The sequence below is a fragment of the Tundrisphaera macrotermitis genome (assembly GCF_051175315.1).
In the GTDB taxonomy this organism is placed as follows: domain Bacteria; phylum Planctomycetota; class Planctomycetia; order Isosphaerales; family Isosphaeraceae; genus Tundrisphaera.
Map to the genome: position 1 here is coordinate 1191212 of NZ_CP195100.1, position 26683 is coordinate 1217894.

Sequence of the window (26683 nt, forward strand, 5' to 3'; positions counted from 1 at the left end):
GATGCAAGGCCGATCGACCTTGCTCGAAGGGGCGATTCGAGATACAGTCGGATTTCGGTCGAAGGCACGAAGGCGCGGGCGGAAAGGGGCCGGGGCGTGGCAGAGCAGAAGACAGCCCTGGGGGACCTCCCCGTGCGGCGCGGCAAGGTCCGCGATGTGTATGATCTGGGGGACCGGCTCCTGCTGGTCGCCAGCGATCGGATCAGCGCCTACGACTGGGTCCTGCCCACGCCGATCCCGGACAAGGGCCGGGTCCTCACCGGTCTGAGCGACTTCTGGTTCGACCACCTGGGCGTCCCCGACCACCGGATCTCCGCCTCGGTCGACGCCGCCGGGCTGGACCTGCCCGCCGACCTCCGGGCGGAACTCGAAGGCCGGTCGATGGTCGTCCGCAAGTGCCAGGTCGTGCCGTTCGAGTGCGTGGTCCGGGGGTATCTGGTCGGCAGCGGCTGGCGCGAGTACCGGGAAAGCCGGACCGTGTGCGGCATCCCCCTGCCCCCCGGCCTCCGGGAAGGGGCGCAGATCGACCCGATCTTCACCCCGGCCACCAAGGCCGAGGCGGGCCACGACGAGAACGTGAGCTTCGCCGTGATGGCCGGCGCGATCGGCGAGCGGGAGGCCGCGACGCTCCGCGACCTCAGCATCCGCATCTATGAGTCCGCGGCCGATCATGCCAAGGCTTGCGGGCTGATCCTGGCCGACACCAAGTTCGAGTTCGGCCACGAACTGAAGACGGGCGAACTGCTTTTGATCGACGAGGTGCTGACGCCCGACAGCTCCCGCTACTGGCCGCGAGACGGCTATCGGCTGGGCGGCTCGCAGCCATCGTTCGACAAGCAGTATGTCCGGGACTGGCTCGACGCCTCGGGTTGGGACCGATCGAGCCCGCCCCCGGCCCTGCCCCCGGATGTCGTCCGGGCCACCCGCGGCAAGTACATCCAAGCCTACGAAATCCTGACCGGGCGAACGTTCCCCTGGGTGTGACCTCCATGCTCCGCTACCTGACCGCCGGGGAATCGCACGGCCCTGCCCTCACCGCGATCGTCGACGGCTTCCCCTCGGGCGTGAAGCTCGACGTCGAATGGATCAACGAGGAATTGAAGCGTCGCCAGGGCGGCTACGGCCGCGGCAAGCGCCAGACGCTGGAGACCGACCGGGTCTTCATCGACTCGGGCACCTACCAGGGCGTCACGATCGGCGACCCGATCACGCTCCGCCTGGTGAACAAGGACGCCAAGCTCGAACGGCTCCAGGAGCCGGCCGCCCCGCGCGGCGGGCACGTCGACCTGGCCGGGTCGATCAACTACCACACCGGCATCCGCCAGGTCCTCGAACGCGCCAGCGCCCGCGAGACGGCGATCCGGGTGGCCGTGGGCGCCCTGGCCAAGAACCTGCTCCGCGAGGTGGGGATCGAGGTCTTCGGCTACGTCCGCGAGTTGGGCGGGGTGGTCGCCCCGAACTGGCCCGATGCCCCGTTCGATCAGGCGGTCCGGGACGCGAGCCCGGTCTACACCCTGGCGCCCGACGCCGATGCGGCGATCATCGCGGCGATCGACGCCGCCAAGGCCGCCGGGGATACCCTGGGCGGGGTGGTCGAGGCCGTGGTCACCGGCTGCCCGATCGGCCTGGGCAGCCACGTCCAGTGGGACCGCAAGCTCGACGCCCGGCTGGCGATGGCGGTCATGAGTATCCAGGCGATCAAGGGGGTCGAGATCGGACTCGGCGGCGAGGCCGCCCGCCGCCCCGGCTCGCGGGTCATGGACTCGATCGACTACCAGGCCGACCACGACCCGGCCGATCGCCGGTTCGGCTTCCGCCGCCCGTCCAACAACGCCGGCGGGCTCGAAGGGGGCACCAGCAACGGCGAGCCGATCGTCGTCCGCGCCTTCAAGAAGCCGATCAGCACCCTGGCCGCCCGCGGCCCGTCGATCGACATGGCGACCAAGGCCGCGCGGCCGGCCGCCTACGAACGCTCCGACGTCTGCGCCGTGCCCGCGGCCAGCGTGATCGTCGAGAACGTGGTCGCCATCGAGGTCGCCTCGGCGCTCCTGGAACGCCACGTCGGCACCAGCCTCGCCGCCATCCGGTCCTCGCTGGCCGCCATGCACGAACTCGGCCGCCGCCACCTCGCCGAGAACTGGACGCCCCCGGCCCGCTGATCCGCCCGCCGGGCCGTTCAGATCTCGACGTTGCTGAGCAGGCGGGCGACCCGCCCCTGGAGGTGTCGGCGGGCGGCATCGTCGGAGACCCAGGCGGCGCGATCGGAGATCGTGGCCAGCCGGTCGCGGGCCCGGGCGATCGAGGCCAGCGAGGGGAGCCCGGTGCCCAGGCTCTTCTCGACCTCGTCGATCTGGCGGGCCAGGTCCTCGGCATCGACCCGCTCGGCGACGTGCGCCAGGGGATGGGCCTCCGCCTCGTCGCGATGCGGGGCCAGCACGCCGTCGATGAAGGCCGTGAGCGGGTCGATCTGCTCGACCCGGTCCCAGACGTACCGCAGAACCCAGAGGTCCGTGGGCACCGCCCGATCCCGCCCGCTCAGGAGTGCCGAGGCCGCCACCAGCTTGAGCATCTTGATCGACCGGCGGTCGGAGATCGCCACGCCCAGGTCGCGGATCCGGAATACGACCTCGGCATAGCGTTCCATCACGCCCGACAGGTCGACGTCGTGGACCCGGCGCGACAGATCCCGGAGGTCGTCGGCAGTCACCGACGAGCCGACCTCTTCCGACCGCTCAAGGGCCCAGCCCGCTTCCAGGAGCCGGGGCATGGCGTCGCGGCGGAGCTGGCCGACGTGGCAGCGGATCAGGAACCGGTCGAACAATGCCCCCAGCGCCTCGTCCTCGGCCAGCTGGTTGGACGCCGAGAACAGGCTCAGGAGGGGCAGCCGGATCTTCTCCGCCCCCCGGCGATAGACCCGCTCGTTGAGCACCGTGAGGAGTTGGTTAAGGATCGCGCTGTTGGCATTGAACAGCTCGTCCAGGAAGGCGAATTCCGCCTCGGGCAGCATCCCGGTCGTCACGGTGGCCACGGTCCCCTTGCGGAGTTTGGCCAGGTCGACGGGGCCGAAGATCTCGTTGGGCTCGGAGAAGCGGGTGAGCAGATATTCGAAATAGCGGCCCTTCACGGCCGAGGCGAACCCCCGGATCAGCGCCGACTTGGCGGTCCCGGGCGGCCCGAGCAGGAAGAGGTGCTCGCCGGCCACCGTCGCCAGCGCGATCAGGTCCACGACCTCGTCGCGGCCGACGAATCGCCGCTTCATCGGCTCGACGACCTCGCCCCTCAGCCTCGCCACGATCCCGCCATCATCCACCGGGCACCCCCAGTTCCTGGAGTGTCTTCAACCACTCGACCCGCTCCCGGATCGGCCCGGATGGGGGGAGCCAGGCCTCCCGAGGCCGCAGGGCGAACCGCTCGGCATAGAGCAGCCCGAGGCCGGGATGCCCGCCCAGGTCGCCCGGGTCGCCAGGCCCGTCATCCAGGCCCGCCAGCACGCCCGACAGGGGCCATCGGATCAGCGTCCGCATCAGGACGGCGGCGAGCCGGTCTCCGGGGTCCCGGGCCAGGGCCCGGCGGAGCAACGGTGGCGCGAGCCGGAGGACCACGTCGGCCGACAGGTGGTCGCCGGCCGTCCTCGGGGCCAGGCCCAGGGCCAGGGCCCGCTCCATGTCCTCGGCCGGCGCCGACCGATCGGCCAGGAACCAGCAGGCGCGATGGAACCAGGCGGCGATCGCGACCGCCGTCCCCGGCTCGAAGGGGATCGGAGGACCGGCCACGTCGAGCGCATGGATCGCGAATGCCCCGACCAGGCGATCCGAGGCCCGCGCGAGATCCTCGGCGTCCGTCCCGGGCGGTTCGCGGAGGACCGCCCGACCGTCGTCGAGGAGGCCCCGGAGGAAGTCGTCCAGAGATCCCATCAGGGCCAACCCAAGAAAAACCGCCGCCGCCCGTCAACAGAGGGAGAAATCCTCGACGCGAGGATCGGACCAGCGTAACGTGTCCTCACCCCTCGGACCATGCCCGACGCCGCGAATCGGGAACGATTGCGGGGTTGCGACGTCCAAGCGTTCGGGACGCGGGGGCGTGCCCACCTCTCTGGAGACCACGCAAAGGAGCCTGATTCGATGACGATCCACCCGTGCGGCAAGGGGAAGCGGTGGGGGGCGGCCCTCGCGGTCGTCGCGATGACGGCGGCCGTCGCCCCGGCCCAGGATGAGGCCAAACCGACGGCCAAGGTTGCCTCCAAAGGAGTCCTGGCACCCATCGCGCCGGTCTTGCCCGGGCCGGTGGTCGCCGCGATGCAGGAGGGGAAATACGCCGAGGCGATCGCCGCGTTCGACCGCCTGATCGCCGACGGCAAGGCCCCCGCCGAGATCTCCTACTTCCGGTTCCTCCGGGGCGTCGCCCAGAAGCTCGACGGCAAGCCGGACGCCGCCCGCACCGCTCTGGCCGAGGCGCTCAAGGCCGACCCCGATGGCGCCTGGGCGGCCAAGATTCGGTTCGAGCTGGCCGCCGTGGAACTGGCCGCCGGCCGGCCCGCCGAGGCGGAGGCGCTGGCCCGCATCGAGGCCGAGTCCCTGCTGGCCGTCCCCCGCAAGGACCGTTTGGCGGAGGTGTACCACGCCTTCGCCCGCCGCCTGCTCACCCCGGACGATCCCGTGACCCGCCCCGATCCGGTCGGTGCCTATGCCCTGCTGAGCAAGGCCCGCGACCTGGCCAAGGGGGAGGCCACCCGCGCCTCGCTCCTGTTCGCCATGGGCCGCGCCGCCCAGAAGGTCGGCCAGGGCACGGCCCAGCCGGAGCCGACTCCGGCCCCCAACGCACCCGCCGCGACGATCAAGGCACCGGCCATCGATGCGATCCGCGATTTCAAGGCGTATCTCGACGAGTATCCCAAGGGGGCGGATCGGCTCGCGGTTCGGTTCCACCTGGGCGAGGCCCAGCTGGCCACAGGGCAGAATGACGCAGCCCGGCTGACCTGGACCGACCTGGCCCGCGACATCGCCAAGGACGCCCCCAAGGAGGCCCTCGACCTTCGCGCCAAGTCGCTGTACCAGATCGCCCGGACCTACAACGTCCCGACGCCGCCCGAGCCCCAACTCCCGCTGGCCATCGCCGCCCTAAAGCGGGCGTTGGCCGAGGCCCCCGCGCATCCCCGGGCCGTCCGCGCGGCGTTCGAGATCGGCGAGACCTACCGCAACCTCGGCCGGGCCGATGCGGCGATCGCCGGGTTCGAGGCGTTCCTCCGGGGCGACGGGTTCCGGGCCGAGACCGACGAGGCCAAACGCGAACTGGCCGACCTGACGATGACCGCCACGTTCCAGATCCCCCAGATCCTGAGGGATCAGGCCCGGTTCGACGAGGCCATCAAGGCATACCAGGGCTACCTAGCCAGGTTCCCCAACGGCCCGCAGTCGGCCGACGCCCAGAGGGCGATCATCGACGTCCAGCTCGCCATCGCCGACGATGCGCTCGGCCGGGAAAAGTACGCCGACGCCCGCGCCGCGTGGGCTGCCTTCGCCGCCCAGAACCCGCTCGATCCTCGCGTCCCCCAGGCCCTGTTCCAGGTCGGCGAGAGTTTCGAGCGGGAGAAGAAGTTCGCCGAGGCCACGGCCGCCTATGAATCCCTGATCGGCAAGTTCCCCGACTCCGAGCCCGCCGCGCACGCCCAGTTCGCGGCGGCGTCGATCCTGGAGAACGAGAAGGGGGATCTGGTCGCCGCCATCGAGCGGTTCCGCAAGGTGGCCGTCGAGCCATGGAAGTCGTCGGCCGCCCAGCGGATCGCCGTGATGGAGAGCAAGGCCCTGACTGTGGTCACGCCCCGCGCGTTCCGCTCGGGCGAGACGGCCCACCTGAAAGTCGCGACCCGGAACCTGGAGACGCTGACGTTCTCCGCCTACAAGATCAACCCCGAAGCCTACTTCCGCAAGAAGCACGCCCTCGGCGACGTCGGCTCGCTGGACATCGGCCTGGTCGCCCCGGACGCCGAGTGGACCGTGCCGGTGCCCGGCTATGGCAAGTACAAGCCGGTTGAGACGACCTATGACCTCAAGGTCGCCGTGCCGGGGATCTTCGTGGTCAAGGTCAGCGACGAGAAGACGCTTCAGGCCACGGCGCTGGTGGTGGGCAGCGACCTGGACGCGATCGTGAAGGTGTCGCGGGACCAGGTCCTCGCCTTCGCCCAGGACATGAAGACGGGCCAGGGCCGCAAGGGGGCCCGGGTCCTGATCGCCGACCCGTCCGGGGTCATCCTCGAAAAGACGACCGGCGACGATGGCGTGCTGCTCTCCGGCTGGGACAGGCCCGAGCCGTTCCAGGGGGGGCCATCGCTCCAGTATCTGATCCTCGACGGCAACGACGCGGCCGGATCGGGGCTGGGGGTGCCCGACAAGGTGGCGCAGGGGCTCTCGGCCCGCGCCTACATCTACACCGATCGCCCCGCCTATCGGCCCGGCCAGGAGGTCGCGCTTCGGGGCGTGGTCCGCGAGGCGAAGGACGGGCAGTACAGCAACCCGGCCGGGGCCGAATATCGCCTGGAGGTGTTCGACAGCCGGGGCCGGCTCCTGATCGCCCGGCCGACCACCCTGTCGCCCTTCGGCACGTTCCACGAGGCGGTCCGGCTCGACCCGGCCGCCCCGGTCGGCACCTACCGGGTCCGGCTCTCGCAGCCCAACAGGGGGGACTTCTCGGGCGCGTTCGAGGTCCAATCCTACAAGTTGGAGAAGCTGACGCTCGACTTCGACCTGCCAAGGGCAATCGTGTTCCGCGGCGAGAACGTCAAGGCCACGCTGGTCGCCCGCTACCAGTACGGTGCCCCGCTCTCCGGCCGCGCGATCGAGGCGGCCATGCCCGACGGCCGCACGGTGCGCGGGACGACCGACCGCGACGGCAAGTTCCCGGTCGAGTTCTCGACCGAGGGGTTCGGCGAGGAGCAATCCCTGCCCCTGGTCGGCCGCCTGCCCGATGATAACGTGGCCACCGTCGCGCGGGTGATGGTCGCCATCAAGGGATTCAACATCACCGCGACGACCCCGCGGGACGTCTACCTGGACGGCGAGTCGTTCACCCTGACCGCCACCACGCTCGATGCCCTGGGCAAGCCGATCGGGCAGGAGCTGGCGGTGTCCGTCCTCCACAAGGTCCCGCAGGAAGGGCGGATCACCGAGCGCGAGGTCGCGAAGAAGACGCTGACCACCGACAAGGCGACCGGCAAGGCGACGCTGACGCTGAAGGTCGACGATGCCAGGGGGGGGGATTACCTGGTCCGGGTGGCGGGGACCGACCAGTTCGGCAACGGGGTCTTCGCGGATCGGCCGCTGACGATCTCCGGCTCGGAGGACGAGACCCGCCTCCGCATCCTGGCCGACCGCACCGCGTTCAAGGTCGGCGAGACCGCCCGGGTCAACCTCCACCGCCGATCGGCCGTGAACGGGACGGCCCTGCTGGCCTGGGAGGCCGACCGGATCCTGTCCTATCGCCTGGTGCCGATCAAGGAGGGGGACAATGAGCTGACCTGGACGGTCGACAACGCCCAGTTCCCCAACTTCACCCTGACCGCCACCGGCATGGCCGGGCAACGGCTCGACGAGGCGTCCCTGGACGTGCGGGTCGAGCGCGACCTCCGCGTCACGGTCACGCCGACGAAGAAGCAGATTGGCCCCGGCGAGGAGGTCGAGGTCGAGGTCGCGGCCGTCGACCAGCTCGGCCGGCCGGTCGAGGCCGAGGTCGGCCTGGCCCTGGTCGACCGCTCGTTGCTCCGCCTCTTCGAGGACAAGCTGCCGCAGATCGGGCCGTTCTTCTACGACCAGACCCGCACCGGCGCCTTCGCGACCACGGCGACCAACACGTTCTCCGACCACCCCGACACCCGGCCCGTCTCCGACGCCGTGGTCGAGGAGGCCGAGCGCCTGGCCGCCCAGGCCCGCAACGACGCCAGCCGAGGAGCAGTGCTCGAAGAGGCCAAACGCGAACAGATGATCGCCGCTCTCCCCAAAGGAATGGCAGACGGGCAGGGACAAGAACGAATCAGAGATCCCCGCTTCCGCATGGACATGGCAGCGCCCGCCTCGCCCGCACCGAATTTCGGGGCCGTGGGCGGCTCGGGCCTTGGTGGCCAGGGCACGAGTCTGGGAAGGATGGGTGGCATGGGAATGGGCATGGCGATGCCAGCGGCCCAACCCAGGGAAGTAGGTGTGCTCTCTGAGATGCAGAGCACCGATGCAGCGATGATCATCGGCGCAGATAAGGAGGGCACGGCCTATGGCTTTCCCATGGATTTCAGCGAGATGGTCCTTCGCAGGAGGTCGTTGTTCCAGATCCCCCGCGAGCAATACGTCGAGACGGCCTACTGGAACCCGTCCGTGGTGACGGGCAAGGACGGCAAGGCGAAGTTGACGTTCCGGGCGCCCGGGGCCCTGTCGGAATATGTCTTCTCGGCGCGGGGCGTGACCGGGGCGGATACCCTGGTGGGTCAGGCGACGGCCGAGATCGCCATCCGCAAGGACTTCTTCGTCGACCTCAAGCGGCCCGCCGCCCTGTCGCAGGGGGACAAGCCCCGATTCGCCGCCCGGGTCCACCACGCGGGCCTCAAGGGGGTGGTCACCCTGTCGCTGACGGTTTACGCCGGAGGTCGCGAGCAGGTCTATCCCAGGACCCTGGAACTCAAGGACGACGGGGTCGACGAGGTGGCTTTCGAGCCGTTCGAGGTCCCCGACGACACGGCGGTCCGGCTGACCCTGAAGGCCGCGATCGGCGACGAATCGGACGAGCTGACGGCCGAGATCCCGGTGCGGCCGTGGGGGGTGCAGGCCCTGGCCTCGGCGTCGGGCACCGCCAGCGACGACGCCACGGCATTCGTCGCCCTGCCGGCCGGGCGGACCTACGAAGATCTGGAGATGATCATCGTCGTCTCGCCCACCCTCCGCCGCCTTTTGATCGAGCTGGCGCTGGGGCAGGACGTCTATCCCCTGTTCGATTCCCCCCAGAACCGCTGCATCTGGCCGCCGCCCAGCCCGACCACGGCGGATCGGGCGTCGGACCTGCTGGCGGCGGCGTCGGCGCTCCGGTATCTCCGCGAGACCCGGGCGCCCGAGGCCCCCGAGGCGTCCCGGCTCGCGGAACGGGTCCAGGGGCTGGTGTCCGAGCTGGTTTCCACCCAGAACGACGACGGCGGATGGCCCTGGATCCTGCCGGCCGGCAATCAGACCCGGCCTGCCAGCGACCGGATGGCCTCGGCCCACGTCGCCGTCGCCCTGCGTGCCGCGTGGTCGGTCGGGCTGATGACCGACCCGACGACCCCCGACAAGGCCGTCGCCTACCTGGCCCGCGAATTCAACCGCGCCGGGGCCGACAACGAGGCCCGCGCCACCGTCCTCCACGCCCTCGGCGCCTGGGAGAAGGCCACCTTCGAGCAGGCCAACAGCCTGGCCCGCGCCAGGACGTCGCTGAACAACGCCTCGCTCGCCTACCTGGCCCTGACGTTGGCGGACCTCGATCGGGTGACGCTGGCCGGGGAGATCCTCGATATCCTGGCGACCCGGGCGGCCGATGAGCCGGTCCCACCGGGGGGCAAGCCCCGCAAGTACTGGCCCGCCAAGGGCCAGGGGCCGTGGCATCGCGACGATGCCGTGACCACGGCGCTGGCGTCTCTGGCATTCAGCCGAGCCCGGCCGACGTCCCCGGAGGTCGCGGCCTCGGCCGAGTGGCTCCTCGCCCACCGGGCCGGCGACGGCTGGCGGGCCCCCAAGTCGCGCGGGCCGGCCGTCGCGGCGCTGGCGGCGTACTTCGGCAAGGCGGATCAGGCCGAGGACCGCTACCGCCTGGTCGTCACCGTCAATGACGTCGAGGTCCACCGCGCCGAGATCGCCGGGCCGGCCGAGGGGAAGGCGATCGCCGTCCCGAGGAAGGCCCTGAAGGTCGGCGACGCCAACCGCGTCCGGTTCCAGATCGAGGGGCGTGGGACCTACGGCTATGCGGCCACCCTGACCGGGTTCGCCCGCGATTTCGCGCCCGACCAGAAGGCCGAGGGGAAGCCGTTCCGGGTCCTGTCCCGGGCGTACCTGCCGGCCGAGCCGGAGTTCGACGGCAAGCCGCTGCCGACCGGGTTCAACGTCCTGGCGTTCAATCAGACCCAGTTCACCAACACCGCCACCCAGGTCGGCCCCGGCGGCCGGGCCCGGGTGCGGATCGACGTCGCCCGCGAGATGCCCGCCGGCCAGCCCGCCTCGGAGCGCGACTTCCTGGTCGTCGAGGAGACGATCCCGGCCGGGACCACCCTGATCGACGGCTCGGTGAAGTCGGCGGCGACCTCGTTCACCCAGGTCGATAACGTCCTCACCTTCTATTACGCCCCCGACCGGCCGCCCGGCCGCATCGAGTACGACGTGTTCGGCTACCTGCCGGGCGAGTATCGCACCCTGCCGGTCAAGGTCCACGGCGCCTACGATCCGGGGGCGATCCACCTCGGCCAGCCGGGCTCGCTGAAGGTCCGCACCGCCGACGAGCCCGCCACCGACCCCTACCGCCCCACCCCGGACGAGCTGTTCGCCCGGGGCAAGGCCCTGTTCGACGCCGGCCGGCTGGCCGAGGCGGGCAAGGCCCTGGAGGAACTGTCCGACGGCTACGGCCTCAAGGACGAGATCGCCCGCCAGGCCGCGCGGATGCTGCTGACCGTCCACATCAAGGGCTACCAGGCCCGCAAGATCGTCCAGGACTTCGAGATCCTCAAGGAGAAGGCGCCGGACCTGGTGATCCCGTTCGACGAGGTTCTGGTGGTCGGCCGGGCGTATCGCGACATCGGCGAGCACGAGCGGGCGTACCTGGTGTTCCGGGCGATCGTCGAGGCCAGCTATCTTGAAGACGCCCAGGTCGGCGCCGTGCTGAGGGCCCGGGGCAAGGAGTTGGACGCGCTCAAGTTCCTGCTCGACCTCTGGCGCGAGTCGCCCGACACCGCGTCGATCGAGAGCGACCTGTTCGGCCTGGCCCAGCTGTTCGCCGGGGCCGCCGGCCGGGCGATCACCGACCCGACCCTCCGCGCCGACCTGGCCGAACGGGGCGCCACCCGGTCCGAGCTGCTGCTCCAGTCGATCCGGCTGATCCAGGCGATGCTGGTCCGGTCGCCCAAAAATCCCCTGGCCGACGAGGCCAGCCTGGCCCTGGTGGGCGACTACCTGGAACTGGAGGACTTCGAGTCCGTGGTCAAGCTGTCCGAGCGGTTCGCCCGGCTCTACCCCAGGAGCACGTTCCTGGACAGCTTCCAGTACAGCGAGGCCCTGGGCCGGTTCAACCTCGGCCAGTACGACCGCGCGGTGGACGTGGCCGGGGCGATCAGCCGGGCGACCTACAAGGACGCCTCCGGCGTGGAACAGCCCAGCCCCAACAAGTGGGAGGCGATCTACATCCTGGGCCAGATCTACGACGCCCGCCGCCAGCCGGCCAGGGCGGTCGAGTTCTACGACCAGGTGGCCGATCGATTCTCCGACGCCGCCGCGGCGGTCAAGGCCCTGACCCGCAAGGCCCTGTCGCTGCCGGAGATCTCCACGGTCCGCCCCGGGGCCGCCAAGGATGTCCCATCCAAGGTGAAGTTGGATTATCGCAACATCGCCGAGGTCGACGTGAAGGTCTACCCGGTGGACCTGATGCGGCTCTACCTCACCCGCCGCAACCTCGACCAGATCGCCGGGATCGACCTCGCCGGGATCACCCCCTTGCACGAGGCCAGGATCACCCTGGGCGACGGGGCCGACTTCGACGAGAAGATCCGCGAGATCGACCTCCCGCTCGCCAAGGAAGGGGCCTACCTGGTCATGGCCCGCGGCGAGAACCTGTACGCGTCGGGCATCGTCCTGGTCTCGCCCCTGGAGGTTGAGGTCCTGGAGGAGGCCGACGCCGGCCGGGTCCGCGTCACGGTCCGCGACGCCAAGACCAAGGCGTTCGCCCCCAAGGTCCAGGTCAAGGTGATCGGCACCGACAATCCGACCTTCCTGTCGGGCCAGACCGATCTCCGAGGCGTTTATGTGGCCGAGGGCGTCAACGGCCAGGTCACGGCGGTCGCCCGCAAGGACGCCGCCTATGCCTTCTATCGGGGGACGACACGCGTCGGGGCACCACCGGCCAAGCCGGCGGGCGAGCCCGGGGTGATCTCGCGGTTCGCGGATCCTTATGATGCTCCGAACCAGTCGCTCGGCAAGAATCTCAGCATCCAGAACCTGGACAACCAGAACCGCCAGATCGAGCGGCTGGAGAATCGTTATAAGGCCGGCCGGACCGGCATCAAGGCCGAGGAGGCGAAGTAATCCCGCCCCCGACGGCGGGGGCATCCCCCGGGGCCCGGTCGTGCGTCGGCCGGGCCCCCTTCCTGCGCGAACCGGCGCGGGCCTTGGCGGGTCCCGTAGAATGGGAATCGTGGCTCGATTCGGGACCGGAAGCGACTGCGGGGACCGCCCCAGGGACGGAACATGGCGGAGAGCGACGCGGCGGGCGTGGGCGGGATCAAGTCGCCGCCGAAGGGCATGGATGAGTCGGCCCGGCGCAAGGTGACGGCGGCGTTGATGCTGGCGATGGCCGTCGTGGCCATGGAGCAAACCGTGGTCTCCCCGGCGATGCCCAGCATCATCTTCTCGCTCAAGGGGCTGGAGATCTATCCCTGGGTCTTCTCGGCCTACCTGCTGGCGTCCACCGTGATGACGCCGGTCTACGGCAAGCTGGCCGACCTCTGGGGCCGCAAGAAGATCCTGCTCGGCGGCCTGGCCCTGTTCACCGTCGGCTCGGTCCTGGCGGGGATGTCCGCGTCCATGCCCGGGCTGATCGCCATGCGGGTGGTCCAGGGGCTGGGGGCCGGGGCCGTGGGCCCGGTGATCCTGACCATGCTGGGCGACCTGTTCACGCTGGAGGAGCGGGCCAAGGTCCAGGGCTGGTTCAGCGCCGTGTGGGGGGTGTCCAGCGTGGCCGGGCCGACCCTGGGCGGCTACCTGACCGAGGACTGGTCGTGGCGGTGCGTGTTCTACGTGACGGTGCCGTTCGCGGCGGTCGCCGCCTATGTCCTGGTCCGCCACGTCCACGAGGACATCCAGGCCGCCCGACACCCCCGGCCGATCGACTGGCCCGGGGCGCTGGGGCTGGGCGTCGGATCGGCCCTGCTGCTGCTGGCGGTCCTGCTGCCGGGGGCGTCGATGGCGCAGGTCCTGGGGCTGATCGGGATCGCCGCGGTGATCCTGGGCGGGTTCATCGCCTGGGAAAACCGTGCGCCGGACCCGATCTTGCCGCCCGACCTGATGACGCAGGTGCCGATCGCCGCGGCGATCGCCGTCAGCTTCGTGATCGGGGCCCTGATGTTCGGGATCGACACCTACATCCCCCTGTACGTCCAGGGCGTGCTGGGATGGGGGCCGAAGGCGGGGGGGTGGATCATCTCGCCGATGTTCCTGTCCTGGGCGATCAGCGTGGCGGTGGCCGCCCGGGTTGTGGTCCGGTTCGGCTTCCGGGCCACGGCGGTGGCCGGCCTTACCATGATCAGCGCCGGGGTTGGCGGGCTGGTCCTGGGGGCCCACTGGCCCCGGCATGCGATCGCGATCTTCTCGGCGTCGCTGGTGGTGATCGGGTTCGGGATGGGGCCGGGCTCGCTGAGTTGCATCCTCAACGTCCAGAACGCGGTGCCCTGGAATCGACGCGGCGTGGCCACCGGCGCCGTCACGTTCTTCCGGTCGATGGGCGGGGCGCTCGGGGTGGGCTTCCTGGGGGCGACGCTCGCCTTCGAGTTCTCCCGGCGACTGATCTCGGCCCACGCGGGGGACGTGGACATCGTGGCCGCACTCCGGCCGGAGACCCACCATCTCCTCACCGCCGATCAGCTCCGCGTCGTGCAGGGGGCGCTGGGCGTGACGCTCCGCGACGTCCTGCTCCAGATGTTCGCCCTGGCCGTGGTCGCCGTGTTCCTCGCCACCCGGCTGGCCCCCGGCCGCGCCACGACCCGCGTCGACGACGCCCCGGCCGAATCCCTCTCGCTGGCCGCCATCGAGCATTGAGGCCCGGGCCAGGATCCGGGTCCGGGTTGACGCCGCGGCCTCCGCGCGGAATCATCGCCGGGCGTCGCAAACCATCCCCGGGGCCGAGGCGATCCGGATCATGGCCTTCTGGCTGTTCAAGTCGGAGCCCGACTGCTTCTCGTTCGCCGATCTGGAGGCCGCCCCCGACCGGACCACGGGCTGGGACGGCATCCGCAACTACCAGGCGAGGAACTTCCTCCGCGACGACGTGAAGGTCGGCGACGGGGTGCTGTACTACCACTCCAACGCCAACCCGCCGGCCATCGCGGGGATCGCCGAGGTGGTCGTCGAGGGTCATCCGGACCCGACCGCCTTCGACCCCGAGGCCGACCACCCCGACCCCAAGAGCCGGATCGAGGACCCGACCTGGTTCCAGGTCTCGATCCGGGCCGTCCGCCCGATCGACCCGCCCCTGGCCCTGCCCCGGCTCCGCGAGGTCGCGGCGCTGGCCGGCATGGAGCTGCTCCGCAAGGGCTCGCGGCTCTCGATCCAGCCGGTCCGGCCCGAGGAATGGGACACCGTCCTCGCCTTGGCCGGAATCCCCTCCGAATCCGTCCCCATCCTCCGAGGCTGATCCGCCCATGGCCAAGATCGAGCATTTCGCGCTGTTCGCCGCCGACCCCGGGGCCCTGAAGGATTTCTACGTCGCCGCGCTCGGCCTGCGGGTCGCCGTGGACAACAGCGGGGCCACGCCCCCGGGCTATTTCCTCGCCGACGACCACGGCATGGCCCTGGAGATCATCGGCCGGCCGGCCGGGGTCCCGGGCGCGGATACCCGCTACATCTGCCACGTCGCCTTCGTGGTCGAGGATTTCGCCCCGGCCAAGGCGGCCCTGGAAAAGGTCGGCATGGTGTTCGAAACCGACAGCGTCGTCGACAACGCGACCATGACCACCGCCTTCTTCCGCGACCCCGAGGGGAATCGGGTCCAGATCGTCCGCCGGCCCGCCCCCCTGCTGGGCTGATCGACGCGGGGACGGATCGGCGACTTCTTGACGGGGCCGACGCGGGGCTTAGACTGGATGGCAGATCATCCCCACGCCGGCGAGTCGGCGTTGTTCGCGAGAATCGGCCCAATATTTTGGAATCTTCCACGAACCCTCGCACCCGGGCCGGCGTAAGCATGATGAAGCCGCTCGGATCGGACGTCGCGGAAGGCCCGGCGAGACCCTCGGACGAGGATCTCATGACCAGGTACCGGGATTCGGCCGATCCGAATGACTTCAACGAGCTGGTCCGCCGCTACGAACGCGAACTCTACCGCTACCTGGCCCGCTATCTCGGCAACCCCGCCCTGGCCGAGGACGTGTTCCAGAACACGTTCCTGCAGGTCCACCTCAAGCGGGGCCTGTACGAAGATGGCCGGCCCGTCCGACCCTGGCTCTACTCGATCGCGACCCATCAGGCCGTGGACACGTTGCGAAAGGTGGGCCGTCACCCGACGGTCAGCCTGGACCGCCGTGCCTCCTCGTCGGGCGAGTCGGACGCCGGGGCCCTGGTCGACCTCCTGGTCGGCGACGACGCGGCGCCCCTGGCCGAGTTGCAGGAGAAGGAGCGGAAGGAATGGGTCGCCCGGAGCGTCGATCGCCTGCCCGACACGTTGCGACAAACGCTGGTCCTGGCCTACTTCCAGGACCTGAAGTATCGCGAGATCGCCGAGATCCTGAATATCCCCGTCGGCACGGTCAAGTCACGCCTCCACGCCGCCCTGGCCAAGCTCCAGGAGATGGCGGGGTCGGCGCGGCGGGATGAGAATGAGTGATCCGATGAACCCCACCAATCAGCTCGACTACGCCCTGGGACGCATCGAGGGTCCCGATGGCCCCGAGGCCGAGGCGGAGATCGCCGGCGACCCCGACCTGGCCGCCCGACTTGAACGCCTCGGCGCGTCGCTCCGGCTCCTGCTCGACGACGGGCGGGACTTCGAACCTCCGTCAGATCTGGTCGGTCGGACCCTGAATCTTGTCGCCGAACGCCAGGCCCGCCGGGTGATCCTCGACTTCGTCCCGGCACGCATCCCCTTTCGTTGGACCGACGTCGCCGTCGCGGCCGGTATCCTGCTGGCCGGGGTGCTGACCCTGCTGCCGGCGGTCCGCCAGACCCGCGAGAAGATGAGCCAGGCCGGGTGCGGATTCAACCTCCAGCAGCTCGGCCTCGGCCTTTCCAACTACGCGATCCGGCACAACACCTACCCCGACGTCCGTTCCAAGGGGCCCGGCACGCCGGTCGGCCATTACGCGCTGGAACTGGTCAATGAGGACCTGCTCCGCGATCCCGACTCGCTCCGCTGCCCGTGCAGTGCCCGCCCCAGGACGGGGGGCACGCGGCCCGAGCCGGGCCTGATGGACTATGCCTACCACGTCGGCTATCGCCAGCCCTCGGGCCAGACCGGGCCGGTCTCGCCGCGATGCCCCTCGACGGTCCCCCTGCTGGCCGACAAGCCGAACCTCGACGCGGCCCTCCACGTCCTCGACGGCAACAGCCCGAACCATCGGGGCCGCGGCCAGAATGTCCTGTTCGCCGACATGCATGTCGAGTTCTTCCCGACGCGGAGGATCAGCCCGCTCGACGAGGACCTGTTCCTGAACCAGGAGCACCGCCCCGCCCCCGGGCTCTACCCCAACGACTCCACCCTGGTCTCGCCCAACGCCCCGGCCCCGGCCGAATAGGCTACGGCCCCCAGATTCTGGCCCTGCCAAACGATCTCCGTCCCGAACCCTCCCCGGTTCGATGGCGGGGATTTTTCCGTTTGCTCCGGTCCTCCGGCCCACCCGTCATCCTCCTTACGATCGGCCGTCCGGGCCGTGACGTCCACGGGCCGATGAAGGAGGGTGGGAGGCGGCGGAAGGATGTCCGCGCCAGAGGCCAGGACGGGGCGATCGACGATGAACACGCGACGAATCCTGCCGGGCGTGGCCCTCGGGCTGGCCGCGATGCTGGCCGGCCGCCGGGCCGAGGCCCAGTCCCCGACGATCCCGGAGGAGTCCCCCTTGCCGGGGGCGAATGGCTCCACGCTGGGCCGGACGCCGGGCTCGGGGTCATCGGCGGGCAACCTGCCCGGCGAGCAGCAGATCCTCGGCGGGCGGGCGGGCACCTCCACGCCCCGGGTCCCGACCGCGATCTCGACGCCGGGCGCCGGCCCGCAGGCGCCGGAGGGAACCTCCCCGACGATCCCGACCGTCCCGGCGCTCTCGGAAGTCCCGCTCTACGGGACCCTGGCGCTCCCGTCGGCCGCCGACGAGGGGCCGGAGAACGGCCTGACTTATGACCAGGCGCTCGACCGGATGCTCGGGCTCAACCTGGAGCTGACGGCGCGTCGGTTCGAGATCCCGCTGGCCCAGGCCGACATCCTCACGGCCAGCCTCCGCGCCAACCCGATCTTCTACGCCGATGCCCAGCTCGTCCCCTACGGCAACTACACCAAGGAACGTCCCGGCGGGCAGACCCAGTACGACGTGAACATCTCCTACCCGCTGGACGTGACCCACAAACGTCGGGCACGCACCGAGCAGGCGACCGCGGCGAAGCGGGTGGTCGAGGCCCAGTATCAGGATGCGGTGCGGATCCAGATCGCCAACCTCAGCACCGCCTACCTGGCCGCGCTGGAGGCCCGCGAGACCGTCCGGTATGCCGAGGCCGGGGTCCGAGGCCTGGAAGGGATCGTCGCGGCGACCCGCGAGCTGGCCGCGCAGGGCAAGGTCCGCACCAACGCCGACGTCGCCCGGCTGGAGGCCCAGCGTGCGGCCGCCGAACTGGGCGTGAATGACGCCCTGGATGGCTATCGGCGGGCCCGGGTGGCTCTCGCCGGCTACCTGGCCATGTCCCCCGCCGAGGCCGAGGGCCTGGAGCTGCGCGCCTCGCTCCGGGATCCCGCCCCACCCCCTCCGTCGGTCGAGCAGCTCACCGACATGGCCCTGCGATGCCGGCCCGACGTCGTGGCGTTCCGGCTGGGCGTCGCCTCCGCCGGGGCCGGGCTGAAGTTGCAGAAGGCCAACCGGCTCAACGACATCTACGTCCTGTATCAGCCCTACACCTACCAGAACAACGCCCCGATCAACGCCAAGAGCCCGACCTCGTGGGCGTTGGGCGTGACCGTCCCCCTGCCGATCTACAATCGCAACCAGGGGAACATCGAGCGGGCGAAGATCAACATCGACCAGACCCGCGTCCAGCTCGCGGCCGTCGAGTCCCAGGCCGTGATCGACGTCCGCCAGGCCGAGCGCGAGTATGCCCGGACCCGCGACGCCCTGGAACGCCTGGAGCGGAACGTCCTGCCCCCCTACCAGAAGGCGATGGAAGACACCCGCACGCTCTACGAGTCGGGCGAGGCCGACGTCACCGCCTACCTGACGATCCAGCGTGAGTACAACGATCAGGTCCGGCTCTATCGCGACACCGCCGTGCGACACCGCCGCGCCATGCTCGGGCTGAACACCGCCGTCGGCACGCGGATCATGCCCTGAGTTGCAGCCGGCCACGGATTTTCCGAAATCGTTGGAATCGGCCGGACGTTCTCCTGCACTATGGGTCGTGGCCCATCAGGAGACATGGCTCATGGCAGAAGGTCCAGCGGGCGTCGAAGTCCATCGGGGGATGGCGACGCTGTTCGCGGCGGGGATGGTCGGCGACCTCTCCGACGCACAGCTCGTGTCACGCTATCTGGGCGGTCGCGACGAGTCCGCGCGGGCGGCGTTCGCGGCCCTGGTGGATCGCCACGGGCCGATGGTCCTGCGGGCCTGCCGCCAGGCGCTGCGCGGGAATGCGCACGACGCGCAGGATGCCTTCCAGGCCACGTTCCTGATCCTGGCCCGCAAGGCTGGGTCCGTCCGCCACCGCGAATCGGTGGCCGGCTGGCTCCACGGCGTCGCGCTCCGGGTCGCCGCCCGTGCCCGATCGGCCGCCGATCGACGACGCCTTCGCGAACGCTCCGCGGCCTCGCGGATCGAGGCCAACCCTGCGCCTTCCGAGCCCGTCCCGGAACTACACGAGGAACTGGCCCGGCTCCCGGCGCGGTTCCGGGAGCCGATCGTCCTCTGCTACCTCGAAGGACTCAGCACCGAGGCGGCGGCCCTCCGGCTCGGCTGCCCCCGGGGGACGATCCTATCCCGCCTGTCGCGGGGGCGGGATCGGCTCAGGCAACGCCTCGCCCGGCGGGGCCTCGACCCCTCCGTCGTCGCGGTCGCCGCCTCGCGGATCCCGGACGCGGCGTTGCCCGCGCGGATCATCGAGGCGACCGCCCGGCTGTCGATCGGCTTCGCCCGGGGGCGGGCCGTCGATCTATCGCTCGTCTCAGGATCGTCACTCACACTCGCCCAGGGGATGCTCCACGCCATGAACCTCACCAAGCTCTTCTTCCTCGCCGCGGCTACCCTGGCGGGTGCCGTCACCCTGCAGGGGACGAGGTCGCTCGCCTTCCAGGACGGACGGACCGAGGCCGGGCCGGCCGGTCAATCGAAGGGCGATGCCGAGGCGGCCAGGCCGCTTGATGATCAACCCACGGCCCCCGGGCCCGCGAAGCTCGACCCGCCGCGCTTGCCGGCCGAGGATGTTTTGCCCCAACAGATCGTGAAGCTCCAGGCCGAACTCGCCGAGTCCAACCGCAACCAGGCCGCGATGCTCGAAGAACTCCGCGCCCTGCGTGCCCAGATGCAGAAGCTTGAGGAGGCCGGTCGGTCGGCGCCGGCGCGATCGGCTCCGCCCCGGCCCGGGGCCAATGGTCGGGAATTCATGATGATGGGAGGCATCGGCGGCGGGATGGCCCGGGGGCGGGGAGGCCGAGGCTTCGGCGGCGGCAACCCCGACGGATCCGACACGCCGATCTACACGCGGATCGGCAACGGGTCGAGGATCGTCGTGACCTCGGCGAAGGAGGGGAAGGCGATCCTCTACAATGCCGAGACCGGCGAGCGCCACGCGCTGGAGGTCGCCGACGAGAAGGATGGGGCGGCCGTCGAGGTCATCCCGGTGGTCGGGCCGGGCCTCGTCGCCTTGCAGGTCGCCGGCCCGAAGATCCGACGGATCGCCGCGGCCCTGCCGGACGATGGCGGATGGTATGTCCAGGATCTTCGCGAGCCGCTCGACGGCACCGCCGCCCCGATCGTCGGGCCGGGGATCGCCGCCTATAGCATCGGCTCCCGCGTCTATGCGTTCAGCGCGAAGGCGAAGCGATGGGACGTGGCCGAGCTCGCCGAGGGGTCGATGGCCGTCCCGATCGTCGGGCCGGGCTCGGTCACGCTGACGGAACCCGGGCACGTCTGGACGCTCGACGGCGAGTCCGGCAAGTGGTCCCACCTCGATTTGAACGCGATCCTCAAGGGTCCGGCACCGGCCCGCCCGTGAGGCGAGGGACGCCGACCGGCCCGGCCGGTCGGCGTCCCATTTCGATCAACGGCGAAGCACGGCGTCGGAGACGAGCAGGGCCTCCAGGTGCTTCGGGGCCGGCAGGGCCGCGACGCGGGCGACCGAGGCGGTCGAGAACCGGGAGGGCCGGCCCTGCGTAGCCTGGGCGCGGGCCAGGCAGTCGGGGCAGGCCTCGCGTTTGGCGACGTCGACGTAGGCGTAGCGTTCCGGATCCTTGACGAAGCGGTCGCGGCCGGCGCCGTCCTTGAACAGGAACAGGTGGCCGGCATACACCACGCCCCAGCGGGGGTCGCCGGGCAGGAAGTCGCCGCCGTCCACCTGGCTGACCGGGCAGCGACCGTCATTCACCGGGGCGAACGCGTCCGGGCGGCGGAGGAACTCGGCGCGGAGCTGCGGCGAGGCGAATCGGAAGGTCCGGCCGGAATGCTCGACGGTCAGGTCGGCGCGGCCCGGGACCAGCTTCCTGTCGTGGAGCAGCGTGACCGGGCAGAAGCCGGCCAGGCCGACCGCGTCATCTTTCAGGCCGCCGGCGCCGGGGCGTTGACCGGCCTGGCCGGGCAGGCGACCTTCGCGGTCGAGCGCTGCGGCCAGGAAGCCGGTGAATGCCTCGGGGTCGGAGTACCCCTCGAACTTCTCGACCACTTCCCCGTTGGGGCGGACGATCACCGTGGCGGGCAGCGACGACAGGCCGAGCGTCATCGCCAGGGCCTCGTGCTCGTCGGAGCGGAGCTTGATCGGCACGAATCGGTCGCGGGACTCGGCGATCACCGGGGCGTGGACGAAGGTGGCCCGGTCCATCCGCCGGCAGTTGATGCACCAGGGGCCGGTGAACTGGATCCAGAGCAGGAGGTCGCGCGTGCGGGCCTCGGCCTGGGCCTGGCCGAGGTCGGTGCGCCAGGCGATCTTGCGGGCCTCATCGGCGGCACGCGCCGGGCCGGGTCCGAGCGATCCGAACGCCAGCAGGAACGCGAGGCCGACGACGCGACGCGACCGGGGCGGGCGGTTTGTCATGGCGTGGTCTCCGAGATTCGGCGGCAGGGATGGGAGCGAGTGGGCTCGGGACTGAGGATTCGGAAATCAGGGCTCCATCCCTGGGGCGACCGGACGCCTGGGCGACCGTGCCAGACCATCGGCGGGTGCGGGCTCGGGGTTCGTTCCTTATCCATCGGCCCGGGGCCGCCCGGGCTTGAGCGATTCGGCCCGGCCGGCGTCTTTTCCACCGGCGTCCGCGCGGACGGATCGTCATTGCTTTCGCCGGGCCGGAATCCTATGGTTAGATTCGACGACCATCGTCGGCCCGGGATCGTGCGTGGGCGACACGCCGGCTCGCCGCCCGGCCGCCTCCGAGATGCCCCGGGATCGGCCCCACCGGGGCCTCGAACCATGAACTCGCATCGCCTCGCATCGACCCGTCCCGCCGCCTCGCGACGGGGTCCGCTCCTCCTGGCGATGATCGCCCTGGCCCTCCCCGCCGGCTGCCGCAAGGCCGGGCCACCGCCCACGCCGCCGCCCCCGGTGGTCGGCGTCGTCGAGGCGAAGCGGATGGACGTGCCGGTGGAGGCGACCACCACCGGCACCACGCGTGCGCTCGAGGAGGTCGCCATCCGGGCCCGGGTCCGGGGCTTCCTCACCGAGAAGCACTTCGACGAAGGGTCGATGGTCACCAAGGGGCAACTCCTGCTGGTGATCGACGAGGTCCCCTACCAGATCGCCCTCCAGTCGGCCAAGGCCCGCCTGGCGGAGGCCGAGGCGGCGCTCACCAAGGCCGAGCAGTCCAAGAACCGCGAGGTCACCTCCGCCCAGGTCGCGCTGGACACCGCCCTGCTCTTCCTGGCCCAGGTCGAGGAACGCCGGAGCCGGACCTTGCTGTCCCGGAACGCCGGCACCCGCGAGGACCTCGACAAGACCGAGGCCGACCGCAAGAAGGCCGAGGCCCAGGTCGAGGCGGATCGCGCCCAGGCCGAGCAGGCCAAGGCCGACTACGACGTGGGGATCCTCTCGGCCCGGGCCCAGATCGACGCCGCAAAGGCGGCCGTCCACGATGCCGAGGTCAACCTCAGCTATTGCCGGATGACCGCCCCCATCGAAGGCCGGATCGGCGAGGCCAAGGTCAAGGTCGGCAACCTCGTCGGGCCCGAGTCCTCGGCCGGCGGCAACCTCACCGAACTCTGCTCGATCCAGCAGCTCGACCCCATGGGCATCGACATCCGGGTCAGCTCCCGCTACCTGGAGCGGGCCACCCAGATCAGCAAGGTGGGGATGGACATCGAGGTGACCCGGCCGGGCATCGACGGGGAGGTCGTGGTCCCGGAGAAGGCCCGGCCCTTCTTCATCGACAACATCATCGACCAGACGACCTCGACCTTCCTGGTCCGCGCCAAGCTGGACAACCCCCGACTCGACCTCCTGCCCGGCGAATACGTCAAGCTCCGGATGGTCGTCGACCAGCTCAAGGACGTGGTGGTCGTGCCGGAGATCGCGGTGCGCGAGGGGGACGCCGGGCCGACCGTCTTCTTCGTCGACAAGGAGGGCAAGGCGGCCATCCAGTCGGTCGAGGCCGGCCAGGCCTTCCAGGGGCTGCGGGTCGTCTCCAAGGGTCTGGAGCCCGGCACACCGGTGATCGTCCAGGGGATCCAGCTCATCCGGCCCGGCGCCCCAGTCAAGGCCGAGCCCGCCGTCCTGCCCCGGCCGATCGCCTCGCCGGCCCCGCTCAGCCCGCCCGGAGCGGCCCCGGCCCAGGGTGCCGCGACGAAGGACGTCCCCAAGTCGGCCGCGCCCGGCAAGGCGGCCGCCAGCCCGGACGCCACAGGCGCCATCCGGCCCGCCGAGGAGTCAACCCCCGGCGTGCGGCCCGGAGGCCCGCGGTCGGCGATCCCGGCACCCGCCGACGCGACCCGCCCCGCCGACGCGCCCGGGGATCGTCCGGACGCCTCGCCCAAACACTGAGTCGCGTCGAGACGCCCGTCCCTTCCCTTCCACCCCGTCGCGGCGCCCTCCCCCATGGTTCGATTCTTCATCAAGCGGCCGATCTTCGCCACCGTCCTGGCGATCCTGATGGTCCTGATCGGCGGCATCTGCGCGTTCCTGCTGCCGATCGCCCAGTACCCGCAGATCGCGCCGCCGCAGGTCCAGATCACCACGACCTACACCGGGGCCGACGCCCTGACGGTGGCCGAGACCGCCACCACGCCGATCGAGCAGCAGATCAACGGCACCAAGGGGATGATCTACTTCTCCTCGGACAGCACGTCCAACGGCGTGGCCAACATCGTCGCCACGTTCGAGGTCGGCTACTCGCAGGACATCGCCGCCGTCGACATCCAGAACAAGGTGCAGACCGCCACGCCGCAGCTCCCGCCCGAGGTCAAGCAATACGGCGTGTCGATCAAGAAGACCTCCACCGACATGGTGTGCGTGGTCAACCTGATCTCGCCCGACGGCCGGTTCGACGCCAACTTCCTGGACAACTACGGCCAGATCTACGTGGCCGATACGCTCAAGCGGATCACCGGCGTCAGCGACATCAACGTGTTCGGCCGCAAGTACGCCATGAGGATCTGGACCGACCCCCGGCGGATGGCCGAGATGAGGATCTCGCCGACCGAGGTGATCACGGCGGTGCAGCAGGAGAACCTCCAGGCCGCCGCCGGAAAGATCGGCGGGATGCCGGTGCCCGAGGGGCAGGCGTTCGAGTATCCGATCACGGTCAAGGGGCGGCTCTCCAAGGTCGCCGAGTTCGAGGAGATCATCGTCCGCCGCAACGACGACGGCTCGTTCGTCCGGCTCCGCGACGTGGCCCGGGTCGAGCTGTCTTCGGAGAACTTCGAGACCGCCGGCTTCCTGGACGGCAAGCCCGCCGGCGCCATCCCGGTCTACCAGTACTCCGACGCCAACGCGCTGGACATCGTCGAGCGGGTGGTCCAGGAGATGGACCGGCTGGCCAAGAATTTCCCGCCCGGGCTGAAGTATGAGATCGCCTACAACACGACCAAGTACGTGGACGAGAATATCAGCGAGGTCGAGCACACGCTGATCGAGGCGTTCATCCTGGTCATGATCGTGGTGTTCGTCTTCCTCCAGGGGTGGCGGGCCACGATTATCCCGATGATGGCCATTCCGGTCTCCCTGATCGCAACGTTCGCCCTGATGGCGGCGTTCGGCTTCTCGCTGAACTCGCTCACCCTGTGCGGGCTGGTGCTGGCCATCGGCCTCGTCGTGGACGACGCGATCATCGTCGTGGAGAACGTGGAGAAGTTCCTGGAGCGGGGCTACAAGCCCCTGGCCGCCACCCGCGCCGCGATGGCCGAGATCACCACGCCGATCGTCACGATCACGCTGGTGCTGGCCGCCGTGTTCGTCCCGGTGGCGTTCATCCCGGGGCTGACCGGCCGGCTCTACAACCAGTTCGCCATGACGATCGTCTTCTCGTTCCTGTTCTCGGCGCTCAACTCGCTGACGTTCAGCCCGGCGATGTCGCGGCTGTTCCTCCGCCCCAAGCACGGCGAGACGAAGTTCTTCCTCTTCCGCTGGTTCAACCGGGGGATGCGGTACCTGGAGAACTCGTACGACGAGATCCTCGAATTCACGGCCCACCACTGGTGGACGATCATCATCCCGTCGCTCTGCCTGCTGGCGTTCACCGGCTGGATGATCATGGAGCGGCCCAAGGCGTTCATCCCGACCGAGGACCAGGGCTATTTGATCTGCGCGATCCAGACGCCCGACGGCACCAGCCGCGAGGTGACCTCCAAGGTCGTCCACCGCGCCGAGGAGATCGCCCGCAAGCTGGAGGGGGTGGAGCATACCGTCACGCTCGACGGCCTGAACCTGCTGAGCTCCACCAACCAGACCAACTCGGGCGTGGTCTTCACCCCGCTCAAGCCGTGGGAGGAACGCTCGGAGCCCCACCTCCGCGCCCCGGCGCTGGCCGCGAAGCTCCAGGGCCAGCTCTCCGCCGCGATCCGCGACGCGGTGGTCCTGGTTCTCCAGCCGCCGCCGATCCGCGGCCTCAGCTCCACCGGCGGGTTCGAGATGATGATCCAGGACCGCGAGGGCAAGGGCGTCCAGGCGCTCCAGCGTGTGGTCGACCAGTTCCAGGCCGAGGCCCGCAAGCGTCCCGAGTTGGCCGGCGTCTTCTCGACCTTCTCGGCCCGGGTGCCCCAGCTCAAGTTCGACCTGGACCGGGTCAAGGCCCGTCGCCTGGACGTCCCGGTCTCCGACGTCTTCGCGACCCTGCAGACCAGCCTGGGGTCGTATTACATCAACGACTTCAACCTCTACGGCAAGGTCTGGAAGGTCCTGATCCAGGCCGAGGGGGCCGTCCGCCGGACCCCCGACGACATCTCCAACCTCACCGTGCTGAACCGCAAGGGGGACAAGGTCCCGTTCAGCTCGCTGGGCGAGGTGAAATACAGCCTGGGGCCGATCGACGTCCCGCACTACAACCTCTACGCCGCCGCCAAGATCAACGGCGGGCCGTCCCCCGGCTCCAGCTCGGGCCAGGCGCTGGCCGCGATGGAGGACGTGGCGGCCAAGGTGCTGCCCGAGGGGTTCGGCTTCGAGTGGACCGGCACCACCTTCCAGGAGCAGAAGACCGGGAACCTGGCGACCTACATCTTCGCCCTCTCGGTCGTCTGCGTCTTCCTGTTCATGGCGGCCCTCTATGAGAGCTGGATCCGCCCCACCGTCATCATCCTGACGGTGCCCCTGGCCATGTTCGGCGCGATCGTCGGCCTCTGGCTGTTCAACCTGCCGCTGGACATCTTCGGCCAGATCGGCCTGGTCATGCTGATCGGCCTGGAGACCAAGAACGCCATCCTCATCGTGGAATTCGGCGTCGAATTACGCGAAAAGGGGATGAGCATCATCGACTCGGCCAAGGAGGCATCGCGCCAGAGGCTGCGGCCGATCCTCATGACTTCCTTCGCCTTCGTCATGGGCGTCCTGCCGATGGCCCGCGCCACCGGCGCCGGGGCCTACAGCCGGAACTCGCTGGGCATCGTGATCGCCTTCGGCATCGGGGTCAGCACGATCCTGGGCCGGTTCGTGATCCCGATCTACTATGTGCTCGGCGAACGCCTGATCGACTGGTACACACGCAACCACGTCGAGGAGGACGAGGACGAGGTGCCGCCCGGCGAGACAGGCCACGCCGGTCATGGGTCACCCAAGCCCGCCCCGACCGCAATGATCGCCCCGGACCACTGACGGCCGCGACGCGGATCGGCCCCGTCGTCGCGCGGGCCGATCGGGCGGCGGGCAGGACGGGCGGGGGCGGCGGGGGC

General features: G+C 70.2%; 15 protein-coding genes. 12 read left to right on the forward strand and 3 right to left on the reverse strand.

Annotated elements, in window-relative coordinates; genetic code table 11:
* Nucleotides 1-96 precede the first annotated feature (96 nt).
* Both TA3x_RS05140 and aroC read left to right on the forward strand, forming a co-directional pair.
* On the forward strand, nt 97-984 hold the full coding sequence (locus TA3x_RS05140; RefSeq protein WP_435019034.1) for a phosphoribosylaminoimidazolesuccinocarboxamide synthase: 888 nt from the start codon (nt 97-99) through the stop codon (nt 982-984).
* 5 nt (nt 985-989) lie between these two features.
* Nucleotides 990-2159, forward strand: a complete 1170-nt coding sequence (aroC, locus tag TA3x_RS05145; protein WP_435019035.1) for a chorismate synthase — start codon at nt 990-992, stop codon at nt 2157-2159.
* Between the two features lie 17 nt (nt 2160-2176).
* Here aroC and TA3x_RS05150 read toward each other — a convergent pair whose 3' ends face one another.
* Complete coding sequence (locus tag TA3x_RS05150) at nt 2177-3292, reverse strand: AAA family ATPase (protein WP_435019036.1); 1116 nt, start codon at nt 3290-3292, stop codon at nt 2177-2179.
* A 10-nt stretch (nt 3293-3302) separates the two neighbouring features.
* A complete protein-coding gene (locus TA3x_RS05155) occupies nt 3303-3914 on the reverse strand; it encodes a hypothetical protein (protein ID WP_435019037.1) in 612 nt (203 codons plus the stop codon).
* A 207-nt stretch (nt 3915-4121) separates the two neighbouring features.
* On the opposite strand from TA3x_RS05155, the gene TA3x_RS05160 reads away from it, so the two are divergent.
* The 8 genes from TA3x_RS05160 to TA3x_RS05195 all read left to right on the forward strand — a co-directional run bounded on the left by TA3x_RS05160 (nt 4122) and on the right by TA3x_RS05195 (nt 20378).
* A complete protein-coding gene (locus TA3x_RS05160) occupies nt 4122-12290 on the forward strand; it encodes an MG2 domain-containing protein (protein ID WP_435019038.1) in 8169 nt (2722 codons plus the stop codon).
* A gap of 162 nt (nt 12291-12452) precedes the next feature.
* Nucleotides 12453-14018 carry an MFS transporter gene (locus TA3x_RS05165; RefSeq protein ID WP_435019039.1) on the forward strand — a complete coding sequence of 522 codons (1566 nt, stop codon included), beginning with the start codon at nt 12453-12455 and terminating at the stop codon, nt 14016-14018.
* A 100-nt stretch (nt 14019-14118) separates the two neighbouring features.
* Entirely contained in the window at nt 14119-14613 is a 495-nt protein-coding gene (locus tag TA3x_RS05170) for an EVE domain-containing protein (protein WP_435019040.1), read from the forward strand.
* Between the two features lie 7 nt (nt 14614-14620).
* Nucleotides 14621-15004: a VOC family protein gene (locus TA3x_RS05175; RefSeq protein ID WP_435019041.1), complete on the forward strand. Its 384-nt coding sequence runs from the start codon at nt 14621-14623 to the stop codon at nt 15002-15004.
* A gap of 221 nt (nt 15005-15225) precedes the next feature.
* Complete coding sequence (locus tag TA3x_RS05180) at nt 15226-15801, forward strand: RNA polymerase sigma factor (RefSeq protein ID WP_435019042.1); 576 nt, start codon at nt 15226-15228, stop codon at nt 15799-15801.
* 4 nt (nt 15802-15805) lie between these two features.
* Nucleotides 15806-16708, forward strand: coding sequence for a hypothetical protein (locus TA3x_RS05185; RefSeq protein WP_435019043.1), 903 nt, complete (start codon nt 15806-15808; stop codon nt 16706-16708).
* Between the two features lie 216 nt (nt 16709-16924).
* Nucleotides 16925-18502 carry a TolC family protein gene (locus TA3x_RS05190; protein WP_435019044.1) on the forward strand — a complete coding sequence of 526 codons (1578 nt, stop codon included), beginning with the start codon at nt 16925-16927 and terminating at the stop codon, nt 18500-18502.
* A 91-nt stretch (nt 18503-18593) separates the two neighbouring features.
* Nucleotides 18594-20378 (forward strand): sigma-70 family RNA polymerase sigma factor, encoded by a 1785-nt coding sequence (locus TA3x_RS05195; RefSeq protein WP_435019045.1) that lies wholly within the window; start codon nt 18594-18596, stop codon nt 20376-20378.
* A 45-nt stretch (nt 20379-20423) separates the two neighbouring features.
* Here TA3x_RS05195 and TA3x_RS05200 read toward each other — a convergent pair whose 3' ends face one another.
* Nucleotides 20424-21410 (reverse strand): thioredoxin family protein, encoded by a 987-nt coding sequence (locus tag TA3x_RS05200; protein WP_435019046.1) that lies wholly within the window; start codon nt 21408-21410, stop codon nt 20424-20426.
* A 372-nt stretch (nt 21411-21782) separates the two neighbouring features.
* Here TA3x_RS05200 and TA3x_RS05205 point away from each other — a divergent pair, with 372 nt between their 5' ends.
* Nucleotides 21783-23345, forward strand: a complete 1563-nt coding sequence (locus TA3x_RS05205) for an efflux RND transporter periplasmic adaptor subunit (RefSeq protein WP_435019047.1) — start codon at nt 21783-21785, stop codon at nt 23343-23345.
* 54 nt (nt 23346-23399) lie between these two features.
* Nucleotides 23400-26606 (forward strand): efflux RND transporter permease subunit, encoded by a 3207-nt coding sequence (locus TA3x_RS05210; RefSeq protein WP_435019048.1) that lies wholly within the window; start codon nt 23400-23402, stop codon nt 26604-26606.
* The last annotated feature ends 77 nt before the right edge of the window (nt 26607-26683 follow it).

Excerpts from the sequence above, each read along its gene's own strand:
- aroC (WP_435019035.1), top strand. The coding sequence starts at position 990 with ATGCTCCGCTACCTGACCGCCGGGGAATCGCACGGCCCTGCCCTCACC.
- TA3x_RS05155 (WP_435019037.1), bottom strand. The coding sequence starts at position 3,914 with ATGGGATCTCTGGACGACTTCCTCCGGGGCCTCCTCGACGACGGTCGG.
- TA3x_RS05160 (WP_435019038.1), top strand. The coding sequence starts at position 4,122 with ATGACGATCCACCCGTGCGGCAAGGGGAAGCGGTGGGGGGCGGCCCTC.
- TA3x_RS05165 (WP_435019039.1), top strand. The coding sequence starts at position 12,453 with ATGGCGGAGAGCGACGCGGCGGGCGTGGGCGGGATCAAGTCGCCGCCG.
- TA3x_RS05170 (WP_435019040.1), top strand. The coding sequence starts at position 14,119 with ATGGCCTTCTGGCTGTTCAAGTCGGAGCCCGACTGCTTCTCGTTCGCC.
- TA3x_RS05175 (WP_435019041.1), top strand. The coding sequence starts at position 14,621 with ATGGCCAAGATCGAGCATTTCGCGCTGTTCGCCGCCGACCCCGGGGCC.
- TA3x_RS05180 (WP_435019042.1), top strand. The coding sequence starts at position 15,226 with ATGACCAGGTACCGGGATTCGGCCGATCCGAATGACTTCAACGAGCTG.
- TA3x_RS05185 (WP_435019043.1), top strand. The coding sequence starts at position 15,806 with ATGAACCCCACCAATCAGCTCGACTACGCCCTGGGACGCATCGAGGGT.
- TA3x_RS05190 (WP_435019044.1), top strand. The coding sequence starts at position 16,925 with ATGAACACGCGACGAATCCTGCCGGGCGTGGCCCTCGGGCTGGCCGCG.
- TA3x_RS05195 (WP_435019045.1), top strand. The coding sequence starts at position 18,594 with ATGGCAGAAGGTCCAGCGGGCGTCGAAGTCCATCGGGGGATGGCGACG.
- TA3x_RS05200 (WP_435019046.1), bottom strand. The coding sequence starts at position 21,410 with ATGACAAACCGCCCGCCCCGGTCGCGTCGCGTCGTCGGCCTCGCGTTC.
- TA3x_RS05205 (WP_435019047.1), top strand. The coding sequence starts at position 21,783 with ATGAACTCGCATCGCCTCGCATCGACCCGTCCCGCCGCCTCGCGACGG.
- TA3x_RS05210 (WP_435019048.1), top strand. The coding sequence starts at position 23,400 with ATGGTTCGATTCTTCATCAAGCGGCCGATCTTCGCCACCGTCCTGGCG.